Source organism: Actibacterium atlanticum, from assembly GCF_000671395.1.
Lineage (GTDB): Bacteria > Pseudomonadota > Alphaproteobacteria > Rhodobacterales > Rhodobacteraceae > Actibacterium_D > Actibacterium_D atlanticum.
Genome location: NZ_AQQY01000003.1, coordinates 178,219 through 201,209 on the forward strand (window position 1 = coordinate 178,219; position 22,991 = coordinate 201,209).

Genomic DNA, 22,991 nt, shown 5'->3' on the forward strand with positions numbered 1-22,991 from the left:
CGATTCTGATCGTGGGACAACTCACCCAGAGCAGTGAGATCCCACGACCAAATGCAAAACGCCCAACACCAACTGGAATCCGTTTTCGGATTCGAAGCCTTCCGCCCCGGACAGGCTGAAATCGTCGCCGCGGTGACTGAAGGGCGCAATACGCTGGCCATCATGCCCACGGGCGGCGGCAAATCCTTGTGTTTTCAGCTGCCTGCGCTGTGCCGCGAAGGGGTCACTGTGGTGATCTCGCCTCTGATTGCGCTGATGCGTGATCAGGTTCGCGCGCTTCAACAAGCGGGCGTGGCGGCAGGGGCTCTGACCTCGGGCAATACCGAAGAAGAGACAGACGCTGTTTACCGTGCCATTGATACGGGTGAGCTTAAGCTTTTGTATATGGCGCCGGAACGTCTGGCCTCGGGTGGGACATTTAACTTACTGCGCCGCGCGGGCGTCAGCCTGATCGCCGTGGACGAAGCCCATTGCGTCAGCCAGTGGGGCCATGATTTCCGCCCTGACTATCTGCGCATTGGAGAGTTACGCAACGCGCTGAACGTGCCCTTGGCCGCGTTCACGGCCACTGCCGATGAAGAAACCCGGGCCGAGATCATCAACCGCTTGTTTGATGGTGCCGCGCCTGATGTTTTTCTACATGGGTTTGACCGGCCCAACATCAGTCTGGCGTTTGAGGTCAAAGATTCTCCGCGCAGTCAAATCCTGAACTTTGCCGCCGCGCGCAAGGGCCAACCCGGGATCGTCTACTGCGGAACACGTAAAAAGACCGAAAGCTTGGCGGCGGCTTTGAACGACGCCGGGCATACGGCTTGCGCCTATCATGGCGGGATGGAGCCAGACCTGCGCCGCTCGGTTGAGGCCCGTTTTCAGCAGGAAGAGGGACTGATTGTAGTGGCGACGGTCGCCTTTGGCATGGGGGTCGACAAGCCAGATATCCGCTGGGTCGCCCACGCCGATCTGCCCAAATCCATCGAGTCCTATTATCAGGAAATCGGCCGCGCAGGCCGTGACGGGGCCCCTGCCGAAACCCTTACGCTGTTTGGCCCTGACGACATCCGTTTGCGTCGCAGCCAGATCGACGAAAGCCTTGCCCCGGCGGAACGGCGCATGGCCGATCATGGGCGCCTGAACGCGTTGTTGGGCTTGGCCGAGGCGCTGGGCTGCCGTCGTCAGGTCCTTCTGGGCTATTTCGGCGAGGTGGCAGACCCCTGCGGCAATTGTGATCTGTGCGAGACCCCGCCAGAATTGTTTGACGGAACCGAGGCCGTACGCAAAGCGCTCTCGGCCATTTTGCGCACGGGGGAGTATTTCGGCGCCGGGCACCTGATCGACATTCTGTTGGGCAATGACACCGATAAAATCCGGGCGCGCGGTCATGATCAGCTGCCCACCTATGGCGTTGGGCGAGAATTTGACAAACGCGGTTGGCAAGCGGTGTTTCGGCAGATGATGGGGCATGATTTGGTTCGCCCCGACCCAGAGCGCCACGGTGCGCTGCGCATGACCCAGACCGCGCGTCCGATCCTGAAGGGCGAAGACAGCATCACCCTGCGCCGCGATACGATCCGCAAGGGCCTGAAACGCCCTGCTGCCAAGGCGCTGGTATCAGAGGAAGACGCGCCGCTTTTGTCAGCGCTGAAAGCCAAGCGCCGCGCCTATGCCGAAGCCGCCAGCCTGCCCGCCTATATGGTGTTCAACGATCGCACGTTGATCGAAATGGCCGAAACGCGGCCTCAGACGCTGGATGATATGGCGCGGGTCAACGGCGTGGGGCAGAAAAAGCTGGAACGCTATGGCGATGGTTTCTTGCAGGTGATCACAGGGGCCGCAGGTGAAGACATGCATCCCAAACGCCGCAAACTTGCCGGGCGCGCCAGCGGCGATATCTATGATCGATTGAACGCAGTGCAACGTGACCTGTCGCAGGGCGAAAGCGGGGTGGATAAACCGCTCAGCTGTTCGGCGTCTTTGCTGGCGCGGGTGGCGGACACCCGGCCCGGCGACATGGGAGCGATGAAACGACTGCTTGGGGATCGCAAGGCCGAACGGTTTGGCGCAGCGTTCCTGAACGTGTTGCAGGAGGGGTAAGATGCTAGCAGTGATTTCTCCGGCCAAGCGGCTGGATGAAGAACCGGGGGAATATAAGGCTCTAACACAGCCTGAATTTCAAAATGACGCTGCATATCTGGCTGATATGGCCGGACAGCAGGGCGCGGCGGGTTTGAAAAAGCTGATGGGAATTAGCGACACCCTGGCGCAGTTGAATGAAGCCCGGTTCGCGGCCTTTGATCGCAGCGGTGTCGCGGGCGAAAAACCCGCAGCGTTGCTGTTTTCGGGGGATACCTATGCGGGCCTCGAAGCTGAAACCCTGGACGAAGACGCGCGGCGCTGGGCGCAGGATCATCTGCGCATTTTGTCTGGCCTGTATGGGTTGTTGCGGCCGTTGGATGCAATTCAGCCCTATCGGTTGGAAATGGGCACAAAACTGGCGAATGAACGTGGCAAGTCTTTGTACGATTATTGGGGGGATCAGTTGGCGCAGGGGCTGACCCAGACCGCGCAGGCGGCACAGACCGATGTCTTGGTGAATTGCGCGTCGGTTGAGTATTTTCGCGCCGCAGATACCAAGGCGCTGAACCTGCGGGTGATCACGCCGGTGTTCATGGAGCTGCGAGACGGCACCCCCAAGATCATCAGTTTCTTCGCCAAAAAGGCGCGCGGTGCGATGGCCAGATTCATGATGGAAAACCGGCTGAAGGACCCGGAAAGCCTTACCGAGTTTGATGCCGGGGGCTATCGTTTTGACGCTGAGCTGTCCAAGCCAGACAAGCCAGTATTCCTGCGTGATGGCGCGGCTTAGTCCGTTTCATCGCGCTCTAATGGAAGACATTGTTCCGGGTGATAGTCGCGGATCACCTCAAGCAGTTTGTCTTTGCGCAGGGGTTTGGTCAGATAGTTGTTCATGCCGGCTGACAAAACTTCGAAGTCCTCGCCATCAACTGCGTGGGCTGTCAGCGCTACGATAGGCACAGCGTTTAGGTGGTTTCGCTCTTCGATGGCGCGGATGGAACGGGTTGCTTCCTTGCCATCCATCTGAGGCATCGAGATGTCCATCAGGATCAGATCAGGACGCTTTTCCTGAAAGGCGTCGATCGCCTCGAACCCGTTGGTGGCGAATTGCAGCTCCAGTTCGGTGCCTTGCAGCATTTTTTGCAGAACCAGCGTGTTGGTTTTGTTGTCCTCGGCCGCCAGAATCCGCATGGGGCGTTCAGGTTCTACCAGGCTTGCGGCGCCCGTGGGCAAGGTGCCGTTGATCAGGTTGCCGACGGCATCAAACAATGTGCGTCGAAGCGTGGGTTTGGTCAGCACCAGGTCGACAGCAGGCTCTTGCGCGGCGCGGCGCAAGGCCGTCGGGCTGGACGATAGCATAAGGATGGGGCTTTTCACCCCACGTTCACGCATCTGTTGTGCCAGCTGAAAACCATCCATTTCCGGCATGCGATAGTCGGTGACGATCAAATCAAACGGCCCGTCGCGTAGCATGTTTTGCAGCACCTTCTGGCCAGTGCTGCGTTTCACAACCTCAAAACCAAGTTGGCTCAACTGGCGATCCAGAATGGTTCTGTTCACGCGGTGATCATCCACCACCAATGCGCGCCTTGGCTTCTTGGGCAGCCGCATATCAAGTTCGACCTCGTCCACGGCCAAAGGCAGCTGCAGGCGAATACCAAAACAGGATCCTTTCCCTACCTCGGATTCGATCCAGACCTCGCCGCCCATCATCTCGATCAATTGCTTGCAAATTGCCAAGCCCAGCCCTGTTCCTTCGAACTTGCGGTTTTGCAGATCGTCAACCTGATTGAACTCTCCAAAAATGTGGCCCTGCATTTCTGGCGCGATGCCGATTCCTGTGTCTTCGACGGTAATATGGATTTGCTGCTTGCCTGTTTCGCCGGCCTCAAAGCCGACGACACGCACCAGAACATGGCCCTTTTCGGTAAACTTTACCGCGTTGCCGATTAGATTGGTCAACACCTGACGAATACGCCCACGATCCCCGATCAGGCGCGTCGGCAGGAACATGTCATAGTCGATAAACAGGTCCAGCGTTTTGTCCTGTGCTGTCGCATGGAGCAGCGTAACGATTTCATGGATCGTACGTTCCAGATCGAAGGTTTCGTTGTGGAGCTTCAGCTTTTCGGCTTCGATTTTCGAGAAATCGAGCACGTCATTGACCAGAGACAGCAGTGCTTCGCCCGAACTGCGGATGGTTTCAGCGTATAGGCGCTGTTCATCCGTTAATTCCGTTTCACACAGCAGCTCTGCCATGCCGACAACACCATTCATCGGTGTGCGCAGCTCGTGGCTCATGTTGGCCAGGAACGCGGATTTGGCGCGATTGGCTGCCTCGGCCGCGACCCGGGCTTTGTCCAGTGCCTCTTGCTGTTTCTTTTGTTCGGTGATGTCGACCCGCAGCCCGACAAGGCCGCCATCCGGGGTACGTTTTTCAAGAATGCGCAGCCAGCGACCATCATTGAGTTGCTGTTCAATCGTCGCATCGGCGCGGTCATGTTCGGCCATGCGGTTCGCCAGCCATTCTTCCTCGCGCCCGATTGCCGCTTTGTATTGGCCCTTTTCCAAACCCGCGCGCAGGATCTGTTCGAAGGTGTTTCCAACCTGCATGACCTCGGCGCTTTCGGTATAGATTTCGCGATAGCGGTCATTGCAAAACACCATGCGGTCATCGCTGTCATACAGCACAAACCCGTCTGGAATGGCCTCCACCCCAGCCCACATGCGCATGTTTTCAGTGATATTGATGTTCAGGCAGGCGATATCCCCCGATGCGGTGCGCCTGTCGATCAGCTTTACGTATTGGCCATTGAACAGGCGGATCACCAGATCGGGGATCGGGTCCAGTTCACGGCGATATAGAGCCTGTTCCACCCAATCTTCGGCCGTGCGCCCCTCACGGTCCATGATTCCGGCGTTGGCGATCAGCCGGACGATTTCTGTGTAGCTGACGCCCGGTTTGACAGAGGGGTCACCGCCGAAAATTGAAAGGTAGGCTTTATTCGCCACCACCAGACGATCGCGAGAGTCGAAAATGGCAAACCCGTCTCGGATCGTGTCCAGAGAATGCCAAAGGCGGCGTTCCGAGATCACAGGATGATCAGCTTGTGACAGCGCACTCCCGGTGTTTTGAGGAGTGTTTGGAACGCTTTTCTCAATTTTCATAATCTACCTGCTCACCTGTACGCCGGGCCATCCTTTTCCTGCGCCGGTGAAGACACCGTTAATATTCACCGGAAAAGTTGGAAATCATGCCGGGCATGTGTCAGCATCTTTCCTAAAATCGAATTGTTTGAGGTGTTCTGATGTTCAGATCTGCTCTAGCCGCCCTAGCCCTGTTTGCCGGATCATTTCTTCCGGTGCACTCACAAGAGCAAAACCCAATACCCGAACGGCGCATCGCGATCTCTCGGGATGTGGACTTTCCGGGCGGAGATTTACGATCTTTGTTCGACACCAGCTTTCAGGCCTGTGCGCGGGCGTGTTTGTCGGATGATCGTTGCAACGCGTTCACTTTTAACGGGCGCTCAAACAGCTGTTTTCCTAAGTCAGACGCTCAGGACCGCAGCCCCTATGAAGGGGCGCTTTCGGCCATCGTCATCAACACACCTGCGGATGTTTTGGTACAAGCGGCAGAGCGCCGCGCAGAGCTGGGATTCCTATCAGATCGCGATATCGTTTCGGCCCGTGACTTCGCGGTAGGTTTGGCCAATCGCCACTACGTGAACGATTGGGATCTGGACGCTTTGTTGAACGCTGCCGGAACCGCGCAGGGGCAGGGCAATCTTGTGAACGCGATGCGGTTTACCGGCTCGGCTTTGACCTTCACAGACGCCGCGGATCAATGGGTCAGCTATGGCGATCTGGCGTTGGCGATCAAAACCAACGATGGCTCCAAGCGGCGCGACTATCAGAACCGCGCGCTGTGGGCTGCGATCAACGGGTATTTGCGCGGCAGCTCGGCGCAGGTGCGCGCGAACGCCCTAGAGCTGATGTCACGGGCTTTCGAAATACGCGGGCGGGGGCGCGATATGATCCCGGCGCTGCGTTTGTCGCAAAGCCTTGCCCCACGCACTGATGTTCAGGAGGCGCTGGAGCGAGCCATTGAAAAATATGGTTTTCGCGTGGTCGAAACCAATGTTGATAACAACGCCGCCCAGCCGCGTATTTGCGCCCAGTTCAACGAAGCACTGGCCCCGGCCGGTGTTGATTACACCCCTTTTGTGAAACTGACCGAACCGGGACTGAGCGTATCAGCTGAAGGCCGCCAACTCTGTGTGGAAGGTCTGAAACACGGCCAACGATATAGTTTTACTCTGCGTCAGGGGCTGCCCGCGCAAAGTGGCGAAACTTTGATCCGCGATATGCAGCTGACCCAATATGTGGGTGATCGTGATCCCGTTGTGCGGTTTCCCGGGCGGGCTTATGTGCTGCCCAAAACCGGGCAGGCGGCGCTGCCGATTGTCACGGTCAATCTTGAGACGGTCGACTTGACCTTGCGCCGCGTGTCAGACCGCAATCTGCTGCGCGCCATGCAGGACGGATACTTTGGCCGCCCCTTGTCGGCCTGGGATCAGGCCAATTTCGGGGATACCATCGCCGAAGAGCTGTGGAGCGGCACTGGCGCGGTGCAGATGGACCTGAACCAAGAGGTCACAACCCGCTTGCCGATGGATGACGCGATCAAAGGCTTGCCCGCCGGAATCTATGCGCTGCAGGCCTCTGTGCCGGGCGCCGATCCCTATGATCTGCCTGCTGCCACACAATGGTTTGTCATATCCAATCTGGGCCTTGCCACAATGAGCGGCGCCGACGGCCTGCATGTGTTCGTGCGGGCCTTGTCCAATGCGGAACCTGCGTCGCAGGTGAAAGTTTCGCTATTGTCGCGCGCCAACCGGGTTTTGGCTGAAACAGAGACGAACTCTGCCGGATACGCCATGTTTGAAACCGCCCTGACACAGGGTCGCAAGGGCGCTGCGCCGGCGTTGGTGATGGTCGAACAAGGGGACGACACGGCGTTTCTGTCGCTGACCGACCCCGAATTTGACCTGTCTGACCGAGGCGTGGAGGGGCGCCCGCCCGCCGGTCCGATTGACGTGTTCGCCAGCACTGATCGCGGCGCCTATCGCGCAGGCGAGGTTATTCATGTCACAGCGTTGGCCCGCGATGCAAAGGCCGAAGCGATCCCCGATGTGCCGCTTACGGTGATCCTACGCCGCCCCGACGGGGTGGAATATAGCCGCCAGACAGCAGCTCCCGTGGCGGGGGGCGGTGTGTTTCACCTTCCATTGGGCGGGAATGTGCCGCGCGGGACGTGGTCTTTGGCGGTTCTCGCTGACCCGGATGCGCCGCCCTTGGCCACTCAGAGCGTACTGGTCGAGGATTTCCTGCCCGAACGCATTGATTTTGACCTGACCCTCCCCGACACCCCGATCCGGCTTGGCGATGTGCCGATGCTGGGGGTCGCAGCGCGGTACCTGTTCGGGGCGCCAGCGGGGGATTTGCCGATCGAGGGCGAAGTCACCCTGCGTGCCAAGCGCGAACTGCCTGACTTTCCGGGATTTCAGTTTGGCCGTCATGACACGCCTTTTGCCGCGCGCACCGAATATTTCGCCGGGGATCGTACCGATGCTGAAGGTAATGCCCGCATTGCGGCGGCCTTGCCTCAGGTTTCACCCTTTGGCGTGCCACTTGAGGCGACGTTCACGGCCCGTGTTCGCGAAGGGTCGGGCCGCCCGGTTGAACGACGGATACGTCAGATTCTTTCCCCCAACGCGCCGATGATTGGCATCAAGCCCGGCTTTGACGGGGTGGTGGGCGAGGGGGCCGAAGCCCGGTTTGATCTGCTGGCACTGGATGCCACGGCGCAGCCGATGCCAACGCAGATCAAATGGCAACTGAGCCGGATAGAAACGCGTTACCAGTGGTATCAGCTTTACGGCAGCTGGAATTGGGAGCCGGTCACCACTCGCACCCGCATCGACAGCGGCACAGCAGACATGACGCAGGGGCGCCTGAAATTGTCGCTGCCGGTGGACTGGGGGCAGTATGAACTGCGGGTGGAACAGGCCGATGGCGGCATGGCCGTGGCAACCTCAACCTTCTATGCTGGTTGGTACGCGGCGGCGGATGCTTCCAGCACGCCGGACATGCTCGAAGTGTCACTAAACCAGCCCAACTATGCCCCCGGGGACACTGCCACCCTGCGTGTGGTGCCGCGCAGCCCGGGCAAAGCCTTGGTCACGGTGATGTCGAACCGTTTGATCGACATGATGCCGGTGGACTTGGTGGCGGGTGAAAACCTGATCGACCTGCCGGTGACGGATGAATGGGGCGCGGGCGCCTATGTCACGGCCACTCTGATCCAACCGATGGACGTGCCCGCAGGCCGCAACCCGACCCGTGCCTTGGGGCTGGCCTATGCGCCGGTCGATCCTGGCGCACGTCAATTGACTGCAAGCTTCGAAGTGGCCCCCGAGGCCGCACCGCGGGAACCGCTGACAGTGGCGCTGCGGGTCGACGGGGTGCAGCCGGGCGATACGGCCTATGCCACCATAGCGGCCGTTGATCTGGGCATTCTGAACCTGACCGGATTTGACGCACCCGACCCTAGCGGCCACTACTTTGGCCAGCGCAAACTGGGGATGGGCCTGCGAGACGTTTATGGCCGCCTGATTGATGGCATGAACGGCGCGATGGGGCAGGTGCGCTCAGGCGGGGATGCGGCCAAGCAGATGCAGATGCAAGCACCGCCACCAACCGAGGACTTGGTTGCCTATTTCACGGGTCCCATAGAGGTGGATGCCGATGGTTTGGCGCAGGCCACGTTCGACTTGCCCTCGTTCAACGGTACGGTGCGACTTATGGCGATTGCCTGGTCCGAGAAGGGGGTTGGGCAAGCCGAAGCTGATGTTTTGGTGCGCGATCCCGTGGTGGTCACAGCCTCCCTGCCGCGTTTCATGGCACCCGGTGACACCGCGCGTATGCTGCTAGAGATCACCCATGCCACGGGCCCCTCTGGCCGGATCGGACTGGATGTCACCGCAGAAGGCGTGGCATTGGGCGCGGTGCCCTCGGGCCTTGATCTGGCCGAGTTGGGATCGGCACGAGTTTCGGTTCCGGTAACCGCAGGCGCAACTGGGCTGGCCAATATCTCGGTTGCCCTGACCACACCTGATGGCAAGCAACTGGTCAAAACACTGACCCTGCCGGTTCAAGTCAACGATCCAGAGGTCATGCAGACCTACCGCCTGACATTGGCGAATAAGGATGATTTCAGCCTGAATAGTGACGTTTTTGCAGATTTCTTGCACGGTACTGGCTCCGCTACGCTGACGCTTGGGCCACTTGCGCGGTTTGACACCGCTGGCCTGTTGCAGGCCTTGGATCGCTATCCTTATGGCTGCACGGAACAGGTCACCTCGCGCGCGTTGCCGCTGCTTTATCTGGATCAGGTCGCACAGGCGATGGGCTTGGGGACCCGTGATGAAACAGCCACGCGGATCTCGCAATCCATCGACGCGGTGCTGGCAAATCAGGCCTCGAATGGCGGGTTTGGCCTGTGGCGCGCTGGCAGCGGGGATTTGTGGCTGGATGCCTATGTTTCAGATTTTCTGAGCCGGGCTAAAACGCGCGGGTTCGATGTGCCGCAACGGGCCTTTGCCAGCGCGATGGACAATCTGCGAAATCAGGTGAACTACGCTGCTGACTTTGACAAGGGCGGCGAGGATCTGGCCTATGCCCTGATGGTTCTGGCACGCGAGGGCGCCGCAGCCATTGGTGATCTGCGTTACTACGCCGATGTAAAGGGTGCGGATTTCGCCACGCCTCTGGCCACCGCGCAGCTTGCTGCGGCGCTGGCGATGTACGGAGAGCAAACCCGGGCGGATCGTTTGTTTGCGCTTGCTGCCCGGCAAATGGGAACCAAGGTTGCCCGGGGTGAATCGCTGGAATGGCGCTCAGATTACGGCACCCATCGCCGGGATGCCGCCGGGGTGCTTGCCCTGGCCGCTGAATCCGGTTCCACCGCCATCGACACGGCCACTATGGCGCGGTTCGTTATGCAAGGCAGCGCTGGGCGGTCCACGCAAGAGGCCGTCTGGACCTTGCTGGCCGCCAATGCCCTGATCGACCGCGCAGGCCAAGCAGGGTTTCTGTTGGATGGTGCGCCGATGGACGGCCCGCTGGTGCAGGTGCTGCGCGATGGTCAGGCGGGGCATGTATTGACCAATGGTTCGGGCAAAGACGCTCAGGTGACGTTGACAACTTTCGGTGTGCCCGAGGTTGCACAGGCTCAGGGGGGCACGGGATACGCGATAAACAGAGCCTATTACACCTTAGAAGGCCAACCAGCGGCGCTGGATCAGGTGCCTGTAGGCACCCGTTTGGTCGCGGTGCTAGAGGTGCAACCATTTGAATCCTCTGAGGCACGGTTGATGATAAATGACCCGCTGCCCGCCGGATTTGAGATCGACAATCCGAACCTGTTACGAGGCGGAGACATCGCAGCCCTTGATTGGATTTCACCCGTATCCGAGACGCAAAACACCGAGTTCCGGCAAGAGCGCTTTCTGGCGGCGGTTGATTGGTATTCGACTGACCCCTTCCGGCTTGCCTATATCCTGCGCGCGACCACGCCGGGAGAGTACCACCACCCGGCCGCCAGCGTCGAAGACATGTATCGCCCTGACCGTCGGGCGTGGAGTGCCTCGAGCCGGGCCAGCGTGGTGGAATGAGGCGCTATGGCCTCATAGCACTGGTTGCGCTGCTGCTGGTTACGGCGGCAGGGCGGGATCAGTTTGACCGCTGGGTGGCGCGGACGGCGCTTCCGCCGCTGGTGGCTGAAACTTCGATTGAAGTGCTGGACCGTCACGGAAAGCTGCTGCGTGCCTATACCGTTGCTGATGGGCGTTGGCGATTGAATGTGGGGCTGGATGGGGTCGATCCGGCTTATCTGGATATGTTGATAGCCTATGAGGATAAGCGGTTTTACAGCCATGCCGGCGTTGATCCACGCGCCGTGGCCCGCGCCGTCTGGCAGGCCCTGCGCCATGGGCGGGTTGTGTCGGGCGGGTCGACCCTGACGATGCAGGTTGCCCGACTTCTGGAGGACGGTCCAACCGGCCAATGGCGGGGCAAGGTCAGGCAGCTTAGGGTCGCTTTTGCGCTGGAACAGAGACTTTCCAAAGCGCAAATCCTTACGCTCTATCTAAACCGCGCCCCGTTTGGCGGAAACATCGAAGGGGTGCGGGCGGCGTCATATGCTTGGCTGGGCAAACCCCCGAAACGCCTGACCTCGGCGCAGGCGGCGCTTTTGGTCGCCCTGCCGCAGTCGCCCGAGCGTCGCCGCCCCGATCGGCACCCACAAGCCGCCAACACTGCGCGCGATCGTGTGCTGAAAAGACTGGCTAAATCAGGTGTGTTAGAGACTGATTTGGCGCGTCTTGAACCTGTGACCCCTATCCGACGTGCCTTTCCTTCTGACGCGCCTCACCTTGCCGACCGCGCCGTTTTGCAAGCCCCGCTGACCGATGTGCATCACCTGACACTGGATGCAGATCTGCAACGCGCCCTGCAACGCGTCGCGGCCCAAGCGGTACAAGACCACGATCACCTTTCTGCCGCGATCATCGTGGCCGATCACCGCAGCGGCGAGGTTCTGGCGTCGGTAGGATCCGCCGGGTTTTCCGATGCGTCGCGGTTGGGGTTCGTTGATATGACCACCGCGCTACGCTCGCCTGGCTCGACTCTGAAACCGTTGGTTTATGGTTTGGCTTTCGATGATGGTCTGGCGCATCCGGAAACCATTCTAAGCGACCGGCCCAGCACGTTTGGCACGTATACCCCCAGCAACTTCGATGGCCAATATCGTGGGGATATCACCGCGCAGCGGGCATTGCAGCTGTCGCTCAATATCCCTGTCGTCGCCTTGACGCAGGAATTGGGTCCGGCGCGGCTGATAAGCCACATGCGCCGCGCAGGGATAGAGCCGCAACTTCCGGGGGATGCGCCCGCGGGGTTGGCGATCTCGTTGGGTGGTTTGGGCGTCACGCTAGAGGGTCTGACGCGCCTTTACGCCGCCATTGGCAATGGCGGGCGTTCCGTACCGCTGCATTGGCGCATGGGACAAGTACCCGCCCCCCTTGGCGCCCCGGTCATGGGGCCGGTGGCGGCGTGGTATTTGGCCGACATTCTGAATGACACGCCCACACCGGAGTCTGTCCAAGGCGGGCGCGTCGCGTTTAAAACCGGAACTTCCTATGGCCACCGCGATGCATGGGCCGTGGGGTTCGATGGTGCTCATGTTGTCGCCGTGTGGATGGGGCGGGCAGATGGCACCCCGGTGCCCGGTGCCTTTGGCGGAGATCTGGCCGCACCGGTGATGTTTCAGGCGTTCGCCATGTTAGAACCTGCATCCTTGCCTAATCCGCCTAAAAACGCCCTTACGGTCACCCATGCACAGCTGCCTCAGCCGCTGAAGCGCTTTGTCCCACGGGAGGCGCTCTTCGCGGCGCCCTCCGGGCCGAAGCTCGCTTTCCCACCCGATGGCGCCGCGTTGGAGCGTTCAGATTTCGGGGTGCTTTTAAAGCTGCGCGAGGGTCAGCCGCCGTTCACCGTTCTTGCCAATGGCGCACCAATCCTGACCGGGTTGCGAGAGCACCATACGATCCTGCCGCTGACGATGCCGGGGTTCGTGAACCTGTCGGTGATAGATGCCCAAGGGCGCGCGGCAAAAGCCGCGATTGAGCTGCGTTAGAGACGAAAAACCCCCGCCAAGCGGGGGTTTCCCGGGACCGTCCAGATCAGAGCGCTTCGAGGGCCAGAGCGATGCCCTGACCACCACCGATGCACATGGTGACCAGCGCGCGCTTGCCACCGATACGCTCCAGCTCGTAAAGCGCTTTGATGGTGATGATTGCGCCGGTCGCACCGATGGGGTGACCCAATGCTATCGCGCCGCCGTTCGGGTTGACCTTGGCCGGGTCCAGACCCAGACCTTTGTTCACGGCCAGGGCCTGTGCGGCGAAGGCCTCGTTGCTTTCGATGACGTCGAAATCGGAAATCGACAACCCGGTTTTGGCCAGAAGGTTTTCAACTGCCGGGACAGGGCCGATGCCCATGACCTCGGGCCGTACACCCGCCAAGGCATAGCCCAGCACACGGGCCTTGGGCTTCAGGCCGGCCTTTTCGGCGGCATCGGCGCGGGCCAGCACGACAGCGGCGGCACCATCGTTGATGCCCGAGGCGTTGCCAGCGGTCACAGTGCCGTCTTTCTTGAAGGCAGGACGCAGCCCGCCCAGCGCCTCGGCGGTGGTGGCTTTGGGGTGCTCGTCAGTGGCGAACTCAACCAGCTTGCGGCGGACTTTCACTTCGACCGGAACGATCTGGCTGGCAAAACGACCTTCCTCAATCGCTTTGGCGGCGCGGGCCTGACTTTCAGCAGCAAAAGCGTCCTGCTGTTCGCGGGTCACGTCATGTTCGGCGGCGACGTTTTCGGCGGTGATGCCCATATGGCCGGTGCCAAACGGGCAGGTCAGCGCGCCGACCATCATATCCACCGCAGATGCGTCACCCATCTTCTGGCCAAACCGGGCGGCGTTCAGCGCATAGGGCGCGCGGCTCATGCTTTCAGCGCCGCCCGCCAGACCGAAATCAGCATCCCCCAGCATCAGCGATTGCACGACTGACGCAATTGCCTGCGCACCCGAGCCACACAGCCGGTTTACGTTCATCGCGGGAGTTTCGTTGGGTATGCCTGCGTCGACCATCGCGGCACGCGATAGGTACATGTCACGCGGTTCGGTGTTGATGACATGGCCGAAGACCACGTTGCCAATCTGTCCCGGCTCGACGCCCGAGCGTTCCATTGCGGCCTTGGCGACCGTTGTGGCGGTGTGAATAGGGGTGACGCCTGAAAGCGAGCCACCAAAAGTGCCAATGGCGGTGCGGGCACCGTCAATCAATACGATATCAGTCACGGAATCTCTCTCCCTTGCTCAAAATGAAGCATGGCCTGGCCAAGGGAGGACGGAAGCCGGGCGTTGCCTATAGTTGAACGATAGGTATGCGCCCCGTGTCGGTCAACATATACACAACGTCATTTTCGAATACGACTGCGGTCAGCGCGCGCCCATATCCCGCACCGGTATCCAGAGCGATCCGGTTCCCATGGTGTTCAGGCAGGTCCACCGGGGAATGGCCATGGACCACCAGATATCCATGGTCGCGTTTATCGCTCAGGAAAGGCTCTCGGATCCAGACAAGGTCGTCTTTGGACTGAACCGAGAGCTGTACACCGGGCAGGATACCGGCATGTACGAATAGTTTGCGGCCATGGATCATGGTCAGCGGCAGGCCGGTGATGAAGTCCAGATGGGTCTGGGGCACAGCGTTATGCGCGTCTTCCAGAACTTGCCACATGCGTCGCTCAGAACTGACCTTTACGCCGTATGACGCCAGGGTCGCGGCACCTCCGACGCGATCGTGCAGCCAGTCCAGCCCCACGGGCAAACGGGTCTCCATGCGCGGAGGATCAGACATGAACCACTCGAACATGCGGTCGTGATTGCCCTTCAAGACAGTCCAGTTGCGGCCTGCGGCGACGGCGTCGATCAACAGTTGGATCACGCCCTTACTATCCGGCCCGCGATCCACCAGATCGCCCAGAAACACCACCTGTGCATCGGCCCCGCCATCGCGTTCTATCAGCTCAAGCGCAGCGTGAAGCATGCCGATCTGGCCGTGGATGTCACCAACCGCATAGAGGGTCATAACAGCGTCCTTAAAATGAAAAAGCCCGGCGCGTTGCTGCGCCGGGCCTTGTGTTTAGGGGAAGTTCATGACGCTTACACGTCGAACTTCAGCGGACGCACCTGCTGGAACAAACCGCTGTCTTTCAGCGCGGTCACGGTGGTCGGCTTGATCGGCGTATCCAGGAAGGTCATTGCGATTGCATCCCCACCGGCGTCGGCGCGGCCAAGGGTGAAGTTCGCGATGTTTTCTTCATGTTCGGCCAGCAGGGTGCCCAGCTTACCGATGATGCCCGGCACGTCTTTGTTGGTGGTATAGAGCATGTGCTCGCCCACTTCCGAATCAATGGTGATGCCTTTGATCTGGATGAAGCGCGGCTTGCCGTCCGAGAAAACAGTACCGGCGATGGTGCGGTACTTTTCAACGGTCTGGATATCCAGCTTGATATAGCCATCAAACACGCCGGTTGCGTCCTGCGTGGTGCGCGAGATCTTGATGCCACGATCCTTGGCGATCACCGGGGCCGAGACCATGTTCACATCAGGGTTCACGGCCTGCATGATGCCCGCAATTACGGCGGCCTCAAGCGCGTTCAGGTTCATATCCGCGGCGACACCATCGAAGGTGATGTTGACGGTCTCGATAGCCTCATCGGTGACCTGACCGATGAACGACCCCAGAGCCTCGGCGATCTTGACCCACGGGCCCATGACCTTTGCTTCTTCGGCAGTCATCGACGGCATGTTCAGCGCGTTTTCAACGGCGCCGTCCAGCAGATAGTTCGACATCTGCTCGGCAACCTGCAGCGCCACGTTTTCCTGAGCTTCGGTGGTCGAAGCGCCAAGGTGCGGGGTGCAGACCACGTTGGGCAGACCAAACAGCGGGTTCTCGGTGGCGGGCTCTTCGGCGAACACGTCGAAAGCGGCGCCAGCCACGTGGCCCGATTTCAGCAGTTCTGCCAAAGCGGCTTCGTCTACCAGACCACCGCGGGCACAGTTGATGATACGCACGCCTTTTTTGGTCTTGGCCAGGTTCTCTGCCGACAGGATGTTGCGGGTGCCATCGGTCAGCGGCACGTGCAGGGTGATGAAGTCAGCGCGGGCCAGCAGCTCTTCCAGCTCAACCTTTTCAACGCCCATTTCATCTGCGCGCTCTTCCGACAGGAAGGGATCATAAGCGACCACTTTCATCTTCAGGCCCAGCGCACGGTTGCACACGATGCCACCGATGTTACCCGCGCCGATGACACCAAGGGTTTTGGCGGTCAGCTCGGTGCCCATGAACTTGGACTTTTCCCATTTGCCTGCGTGGGTGCTGGCCGAAGCTTCGGGGATCTGACGGGCCACGGCGAACATCATCGCGATGGCGTGTTCGGCGGTTGTGATCATGTTGCCGAACGGGGTGTTCATGACGATCACGCCCTTTTTCGACGCGGCGACTTTGTCAACGTTGTCGGTGCCGATACCGGCGCGGCCAACGACCTTTAGGTTGTCAGCAGATTCCAGCAGCTTTTCGGTCACTTTGGTGGCCGAGCGGATCGCCAGACCGTCATACTTGCCGATCACCTCGGCCAGTTTGTCTTTGTCTTTGCCCAGGCCGGGTTCGAAATCTACTTCGATGCCACGGTCGCGGAAAATCTGAACTGCGGTTTCAGACAGCTTGTCGGATACGAGTACTTTGGGGGCCATGATAAGCTCCATTCATCAGAGAATTTTGGGGATGCACAGGACATGCACATTGCATGCACATCCCATGCATATGATCTGTGGGTGTTACTGAGCTGCGATTTCCGCCTCAAAGGCGTATTCCAGCCAGGGCATCAGAGCTGCGACGTCGGCGGTTTCCACCGTGCCGCCGCACCAGATGCGCAGGCCCGCCGGGGCATCGCGGTACGCGCCGATGTCCAATGCAACACCTTCGGCTTCCAGACGTTTGGCAACGGCCTTGGCAAAGGCGGCACCGTCCTGAATGCGGTCATCGGTGAACTTCAGGCAGACCGAAGTGTTCGAGGCGGTTGCCGGATCAACGGCCAGGTTGGCGATCCAGTCTTTGGCATCGACGAAATCGGCAATGGCTTTGGTGTTGGCATCGGCACGGGCAATCATGCCTTTCAGACCACCAACCGATTTGGCCCAGTTCAGGGCAACCAGATAATCCTCAACCGCCAGCATCGAGGGCGTGTTGATGGTGGCGCCGGTAAAGATACCGTCGATCAGCTTGCCGCCTTTGGTCAGGCGGAAGATTTTCGGCAGCGGCCATGCGGGGGTGTAGCTTTCCAGACGCGCGACAGCCTTGGGCGACAGAACGATCATGCCGTGCGCGGCTTCGCCACCCAGAACTTTCTGCCAGCTGAAGGTGGTCACATCCAGCTTGTCCCAGGGCAGGTCCATCGCGAATGCGGCCGAGGTGGCGTCGCAGATGGTGATGCCTTCGCGGTCATCGGCGATCCAGTCGCCGTTGGGGACGCGCACGCCCGAGGTGGTGCCGTTCCAGGTAAAGACAACGTCGTTGTTCTTGGTATCGACACCGGCCAGATCAACGATCTCGCCGTAATCAGCGGTCTTGGCTTCGGCGTCGATCTTGAGCTGCTTGATCACGTCGGTGACCCAGCCCGCGCCAAAGCTTTCCCAAGCCAGCATTTCAACTTTGCGGGCACCCAGCATCGACCACATGGCCATTTCCATGGCGCCGGTGTCCGAGGCGGGCACGATGCCGATCTTGTAATCGGCCGGGATGCCCAGCACTTCGCGGGTGGTTTCAATCGCCTCTTTCAGCTTTGCCTTGCCAACGGCGGCACGGTGCGAGCGGCCCAAGGGCGCATCAGCGAGCTGTTCGAGGGAAAATTCGGGGTTCTTGGCACAGGGGCCAGAAGAAAAACGCGGATTAGCCGGGCGCGCGGCCGGAGCTTGAGTAGCCATTGCTGGTATCCTCTCAGATATATGCCCTTCGTTGGGGAAGGGTGTCCCGCCGCCGGACATATGGCCAACAACGAGTCGGCGCAAGGGGCTAAATGGTCGGATATTTGCCACCATCGCGATTTGGTGACAGGCGCTGTTTATGATCGGAAACTTCGCGCGATCGGCTTACCCCAGCCAATGGGGGTAATCGCTGACAAGCAGATGCATCGGCGGTTCATCCTCTTGCACATTGGCAAACCTGCCGATTGGTGCGCGAAAGATATTGTCGGTCTCATCGTCGTTTACGGTCGAGACCTCGCCAATCAACACATCGCCCCCTTCACCCCAAAACGCGTGCCAATCGCCGGGTTGCAGTGTGACGCTTTCACCGGGTGCGAGTTTCAGCTTCTCGCCCGGGGCAAACTCATGACGGATGCCATCACACCAGACTGTGCCACCCCGGTCTTCGGCGAAATTGCCTTCCTCGTCCGAGCCAAACAGCTCGATCACCAAGGTCGCGCCGCCGCGGTTGATGATGTCTTCGGCTTTGATCACATGGGTGTGCATCGGTGACAGCTGATCCTGACGCGAAATCAACAGTTTCTCGGCATAGCACATGCCGCCACCGCGCTGCAGATCTGCAAGCCGACCATTGCGCAGCGTGAACAGAAACAGGCCCATCTTATCAAAGTCGCCATCCCCATAGTCTGTGATATCCCAGCCGCAGCGCGCGTTTATCAGGTGGTTGGCGGTGGCAACGCGGGCTTTGAACTGATCGGGCGTCCAATAGGCAAAGGCGGGCAGCGTAAAACCGTGCTGACGGATCATGTCATCGGCCTCGGCCATGATCTGATTGATGCGCGAACGTTTCATGCGGCGCCTCCCGGTTGGTTGTGAATGCAGACAGGCATATCAGCTGTCTGCACAGCATGCCCCGCTGGATCACGTTGTTGACCTGCCCGCCCGCCCGGAAGGGCTAGGTGATTTCGTCGACCACAGACTCCATCGACACATGAGTCGAGGTGCTTGAGACATGAGGCAGGCCTGAAATCGATTCGGCCAGCACTTTGCGATAGGACTGAATGTCAGAGGTACGCACCTTGATAAGATAGTCAAAAGCGCCTGCGATCATATGGCATTGTTCTATCTCGGCGATGTCAGCTACCGCGCTGTTGAAGGCCAAAAGAGCGCCCTCACTGGTGTTGGAAAGCTTAACCTCGACAAAGGTCACGTGCTCAAGCCGCATTTTCGCTGGGTTCAACTTGGCCTTGAAGCCCTGAATAAAGTCGTCCTCTATCAATCGCTTCAACCGAACTTGGCAAGGGGTTTTTGACAGGCCGACAGTTTTTGCCAGCTCGGTCACGGTTATCCGCCCATCGGTGCTTAGGATCTTTAGAATTGAAAGATCAATTGGGTCTAAATCTCTAGAATTTTCTGCCATGATTCACAATTCAACTATGTTCCGCCATAATAAAGTATCAAACGTCTACGTTTGGGGCAACTATAGAGAAACCGACCAAACCGGTTGTGGTAAATTCACTTAAACCCACACATCGGAGGCTCTCTATGTCCAATTTGCAGGAAATCCGCGCTTTGATCCGCGCTCATCACCTTCGTGACGAAAAGTTGGTCATAGACGGGTTGGTCAAAAGTGCGGGTATTTCCAGTGCGCAGCGGGCGCAGATCAAACGCGACGCGGTAGAGCTGATCAACGGTATTCGCAATGATGCGAAGCCCGGTTTGATGGACGTTTTTCTTGCCGAATATGGCCTATCGACAGATGAAGGCGTGGCGCTGATGTGTCTGGCCGAGGCCCTGCTGCGGGTGCCCGATGCCGACACGATTGATGCGCTGATCGAAGACAAGATCGCACCATCAGAGTGGGGCAAGCATCTGGGGCAATCCAGTTCGTCACTGGTGAACGCCTCGACTTGGGCGTTGATGCTGACCGGCAAGGTCTTGAGCGATGATCAGCCCGGCGTCGCGGGCATCCTGAAAAGCGCCGTCAAACGTTTGGGTGAGCCGGTGATCCGAACTGCCGTCGGTCGGGCCATGAAAGAGATGGGCGCGCAGTTCGTTCTGGGTCAGACCATTGAAGAAGCTCTGCGCCGAGGCCAGAAGAACGAAGCGGATGGCTATACCTATTCCTACGATATGCTGGGCGAGGCAGCGCTGACACAGGCGGATGCAGACAGTTTCTTCCACGCTTATTTCGACGCGATACAGAAATTGGCCGGGCAATGCACAGCCGAGGACATTCGGGACAATCCCGGTATCTCGATCAAGCTTTCGGCGCTGCACCCGCGCTATGAAGTCGGGCAAAAAGCGCGTGTCATGAACGAGCTGGTGACGCGGACGCTGGAACTGGCGAGGGCGGCAAAAACCGCTGGGATGGGTTTGAACATCGATGCCGAAGAGGCCGACCGGCTGGATATCTCGTTGGATGTGATTGAAGCCGTGCTGCGCGATCCTTCGCTGCAGGGTTGGGACGGTTTTGGCGTTGTCGTGCAGGCTTATGGCCGCCGCGCTGCGCCCGTTCTGGACTGGCTCTACCAGCTGGCCACCGAATTGGATCGCAAGATCATGGTGCGTCTGGTCAAGGGCGCCTATTGGGATACCGAGATCAAACGTGCGCAGGTTGAAGGCCTGAAGGATTTCCCGCTGTTCACGCAGAAGGTCGCGACGGACATCTCTTATATCGCCAATGCCAAAAAGCTTCTGGGCTATACGGATCGTATCTATCCGCAATTTGCGACCCACAACGCACAGACCGTGGCGGCGGTGATGGCGCTGGCCGATGATCACGCAACCTTCGAGTTCCAACGTCTGCACGGCATGGGGGAGGCACTGCACGAGATCACACGCCAGAAGCATGGAACCCGGTGCCGGATTTACGCCCCGGTCGGGGCGCATCGTGACCTGCTGGCCTATCTGGTGCGGCGTTTGCTGGAGAATGGCGCAAACTCGTCTTTCGTGAACCAGATCGTCGATGAAAACGTGCCGGCAGAGGTTGTCGCGGCGGACCCGTTTGAGGCCTACGACCCTGACGCCGCCAACAGTGCCGTATTGCGCCCGGTCGACCTCTATGGTGCCGAGCGTGCCAATTCCAAAGGATGGGATTTGCATGATGCGGACGATTTGGCCGAGATTGAACAGGCGCGCGCACCATTCAAGACTCATCAGTGGCAGGTTAGCCCGATCACTGCGGTGGATGCCAAGAATGGCGCGGTCGAGCCGGTTCACAACCCCGCTGATCCTTCCGATCAAGTCGGGAGCGTGACTTTGGCATCGCCCCAAGACGTTGCGGCTGCGCTGACGGCGGCAAAGCCTTGGAACGCGCCGGCGCAAGAACGCCGCGATGTGCTGTTTCGCGCGGCAGATTTGTACGAGCAGAATTTCGGTGAAATCTTCGCCGCCCTCACACGTGAGGCCGGAAAAACCCCGATGGACGCTATCGCAGAACTGCGCGAAGCGGTGGATTTCCTACGCTATTACGGCGCCCGGGCGCTGGAGCTAGAGCACCCGGCACGGGGTATTTTCACCTGTATCAGCCCGTGGAACTTCCCACTGGCCATTTTCACCGGTCAGATCGCTGCGGCTCTGGCGGCGGGGAATGGTGTGCTGGCCAAACCGGCGGAAACGACCGCGATCAACGCGGCGATCGGTGTGCGGTTGATGCTTGAGGCGGGCGTTCCTGCTGAAGTGTTGCAACTGTTGCCGGGCCACGGCGCTGTGGTTGGCACTGCGCTGACCTCGGATGCGCGTATTTCGGGGGTCTGTTTCACGGGTTCCACTGCAACCGCCCAACGTATCAATCGCGCCATGGCGGCGCATGTTGACCCGACTGCGCCCTTGATTGCTGAAACCGGGGGGCTGAACGCGATGATCGTGGATTCGACGGCGCTGCCCGAGCAGGCGATCAAAGACATCGTCGCATCGGCCTTTCAGTCAGCGGGGCAGCGATGTTCGGCGCTGCGCTGTCTGTACGTGCAAGAAGACGTCGCCGAGACCTATCTGGAGATGCTCTATGGTGCGATGGATGAACAGGCGCTGGGCAATCCATGGGATATGTCCACCGATGTCGGCCCTGTCATCGACCAGAAAGCCCGCACGGATATTCAGGACTATATCGAAGCCGCGCGCCGCGAGGGCCGTGTCATGAAAGAGCTGAAAGTGCCCAACCACGGCACATTTGTTGCGCCGACCGTCCTTCGCGTCGCTGGGATTCAGGACATGTCGCGCGAGGTGTTCGGGCCGGTGCTGCATTTCGCGACATTCAAGGCGCGCGATCTGGACAAGGTGGTCGATACGATAAACGCGACCGGTTTCGGCCTGACCTTTGGGATGCATTCGCGCATTGATGATCGGGTTCAGCAAGTTACCGAACGCCTGAATGTCGGCAACATGTACATCAATCGCAACCAGATCGGTGCCATTGTTGGCTCCCAACCCTTTGGGGGTGAGGGGCTGTCGGGCACGGGACCCAAAGCAGGCGGACCGGCCTATGTCAGGCGGTTCACCAAGCCCCAAGCCGAGTCTGCAAAAACGCCTCAGGCTGCGACCGTCGCACTGGCCGACGCGCAGGCGCTGTTGGATCGTGTCCCAGCGGCTGAACGTATCGAACTGGGCAGCAGTGTTTTGCCCGGTCCGACCGGCGAATCCAACATCCTGTCGATCTATGGGCGGGGCGTGATCCTGTGTCTTGGGCCAACCGCAGATCTGGCCCGCAAGCAGGCGGAAATTGCGACAGCGAACGGCTGTATCGCGGTTCAGATCGCACCGGGTGCACAGGGGGAACACGCGCTGGATGGTTGTCTGGATGTGCGGGACCTAGCGGAACTAACCGGGTTTCACAGTGTCGCATATTGGGGAACAGAAGACGTGTTGCGCCAGGCACGTGTGGCGCTGGCCGGTCGGGATGGTCGTCTTGTGCCCCTTTTGGCAGAGGCCGACCTTGCCGAGCGCTGCCGCCTTGAGCGCCATATTTGCATTGATACAACCGCCGCAGGTGGCAACGCGTCGCTGTTGGCAGAGGCAAGTTAGGTTGCGCGGCGCGGGCTTGAATCGGGCGTCAGACAGCGCCCGATTCACCCAGGGCCAATCACATAAATCATCGCCAACGATGTCTTCCAACAAGACAACTTTACCCCGCCAGCGGCTGCCACAGTGAACCAGCCTCGGCGACCCGTAAACTACATAAACCGACGTGTTTTTAGGCACTGTCCGGCAAAAGTCAAAAGGGCTAAATAAGCAAAATAATTTGGGCAA

The 22,991-nt window shown here is 59.6% G+C and carries 12 protein-coding genes; 5 read left to right on the top strand and 7 right to left on the bottom strand.

Features of this window, described 5'->3' with window-relative positions; genetic code table 11:
- The first annotated feature begins 51 nt into the window (after positions 1-51).
- Both recQ and yaaA read left to right on the top strand, forming a co-directional pair.
- Positions 52-2,091: a DNA helicase RecQ gene (gene recQ / locus ATO10_RS06675; protein WP_035249653.1), complete on the top strand. Its 2,040-nt coding sequence runs from the start codon at positions 52-54 to the stop codon at positions 2,089-2,091.
- 1 nt (position 2,092) lies between these two features.
- A complete protein-coding gene (gene yaaA, locus ATO10_RS06680) occupies positions 2,093-2,863 on the top strand; it encodes a peroxide stress protein YaaA (protein ID WP_035249655.1) in 771 nt (256 codons plus the stop codon).
- Here the strand turns inward: yaaA and ATO10_RS06685 are convergent.
- A complete protein-coding gene (locus ATO10_RS06685) occupies positions 2,860-5,241 on the bottom strand; it encodes a response regulator (protein WP_051597988.1) in 2,382 nt (793 codons plus the stop codon). The two genes, yaaA and ATO10_RS06685, sit on opposite strands and share 4 nt — an antisense overlap.
- Positions 5,242-5,381: 140 nt before the next feature.
- Between ATO10_RS06685 and ATO10_RS06690 the strand changes: the two genes are divergently transcribed.
- Entirely contained in the window at positions 5,382-10,811 is a 5,430-nt protein-coding gene (locus tag ATO10_RS06690) for an alpha-2-macroglobulin family protein (RefSeq protein WP_051597989.1), read from the top strand.
- Entirely contained in the window at positions 10,808-12,832 is a 2,025-nt protein-coding gene (gene pbpC, locus ATO10_RS06695) for a penicillin-binding protein 1C (protein ID WP_035249657.1), read from the top strand. The genes ATO10_RS06690 and pbpC overlap by 4 nt, the downstream gene beginning before the upstream one ends.
- Positions 12,833-12,878: 46 nt before the next feature.
- On the opposite strand, the gene ATO10_RS06700 is transcribed toward pbpC, so the two are convergent.
- The 6 genes from ATO10_RS06700 to ATO10_RS06725 all read right to left on the bottom strand — a co-directional run bounded on the left by ATO10_RS06700 (position 12,879) and on the right by ATO10_RS06725 (position 19,164).
- Positions 12,879-14,054 (bottom strand): acetyl-CoA C-acyltransferase family protein, encoded by a 1,176-nt coding sequence (locus ATO10_RS06700; protein ID WP_035249659.1) that lies wholly within the window; start codon positions 14,052-14,054, stop codon positions 12,879-12,881.
- Between the two features lie 67 nt (positions 14,055-14,121).
- Positions 14,122-14,847, bottom strand: coding sequence for a metallophosphoesterase family protein (locus ATO10_RS06705; protein ID WP_035249661.1), 726 nt, complete (start codon positions 14,845-14,847; stop codon positions 14,122-14,124).
- Positions 14,848-14,921: 74 nt separating this feature from the next.
- Positions 14,922-16,514, bottom strand: a complete 1,593-nt coding sequence (gene serA / locus ATO10_RS06710; protein WP_035249662.1) for a phosphoglycerate dehydrogenase — start codon at positions 16,512-16,514, stop codon at positions 14,922-14,924.
- Positions 16,515-16,598: 84 nt separating this feature from the next.
- Positions 16,599-17,744 carry a phosphoserine transaminase gene (locus ATO10_RS06715; protein ID WP_035249664.1) on the bottom strand — a complete coding sequence of 382 codons (1,146 nt, stop codon included), beginning with the start codon at positions 17,742-17,744 and terminating at the stop codon, positions 16,599-16,601.
- A gap of 165 nt (positions 17,745-17,909) precedes the next feature.
- Positions 17,910-18,596, bottom strand: coding sequence for a D-lyxose/D-mannose family sugar isomerase (locus ATO10_RS06720; protein ID WP_035249667.1), 687 nt, complete (start codon positions 18,594-18,596; stop codon positions 17,910-17,912).
- 103 nt (positions 18,597-18,699) lie between these two features.
- Entirely contained in the window at positions 18,700-19,164 is a 465-nt protein-coding gene (locus ATO10_RS06725; RefSeq protein WP_035249669.1) for an Lrp/AsnC family transcriptional regulator, read from the bottom strand.
- 125 nt (positions 19,165-19,289) lie between these two features.
- Between ATO10_RS06725 and putA the strand changes: the two genes are divergently transcribed.
- Positions 19,290-22,766 (top strand): bifunctional proline dehydrogenase/L-glutamate gamma-semialdehyde dehydrogenase PutA, encoded by a 3,477-nt coding sequence (gene putA / locus ATO10_RS06730; RefSeq protein ID WP_035249671.1) that lies wholly within the window; start codon positions 19,290-19,292, stop codon positions 22,764-22,766.
- Positions 22,767-22,991: the final 225 nt, after the last annotated feature.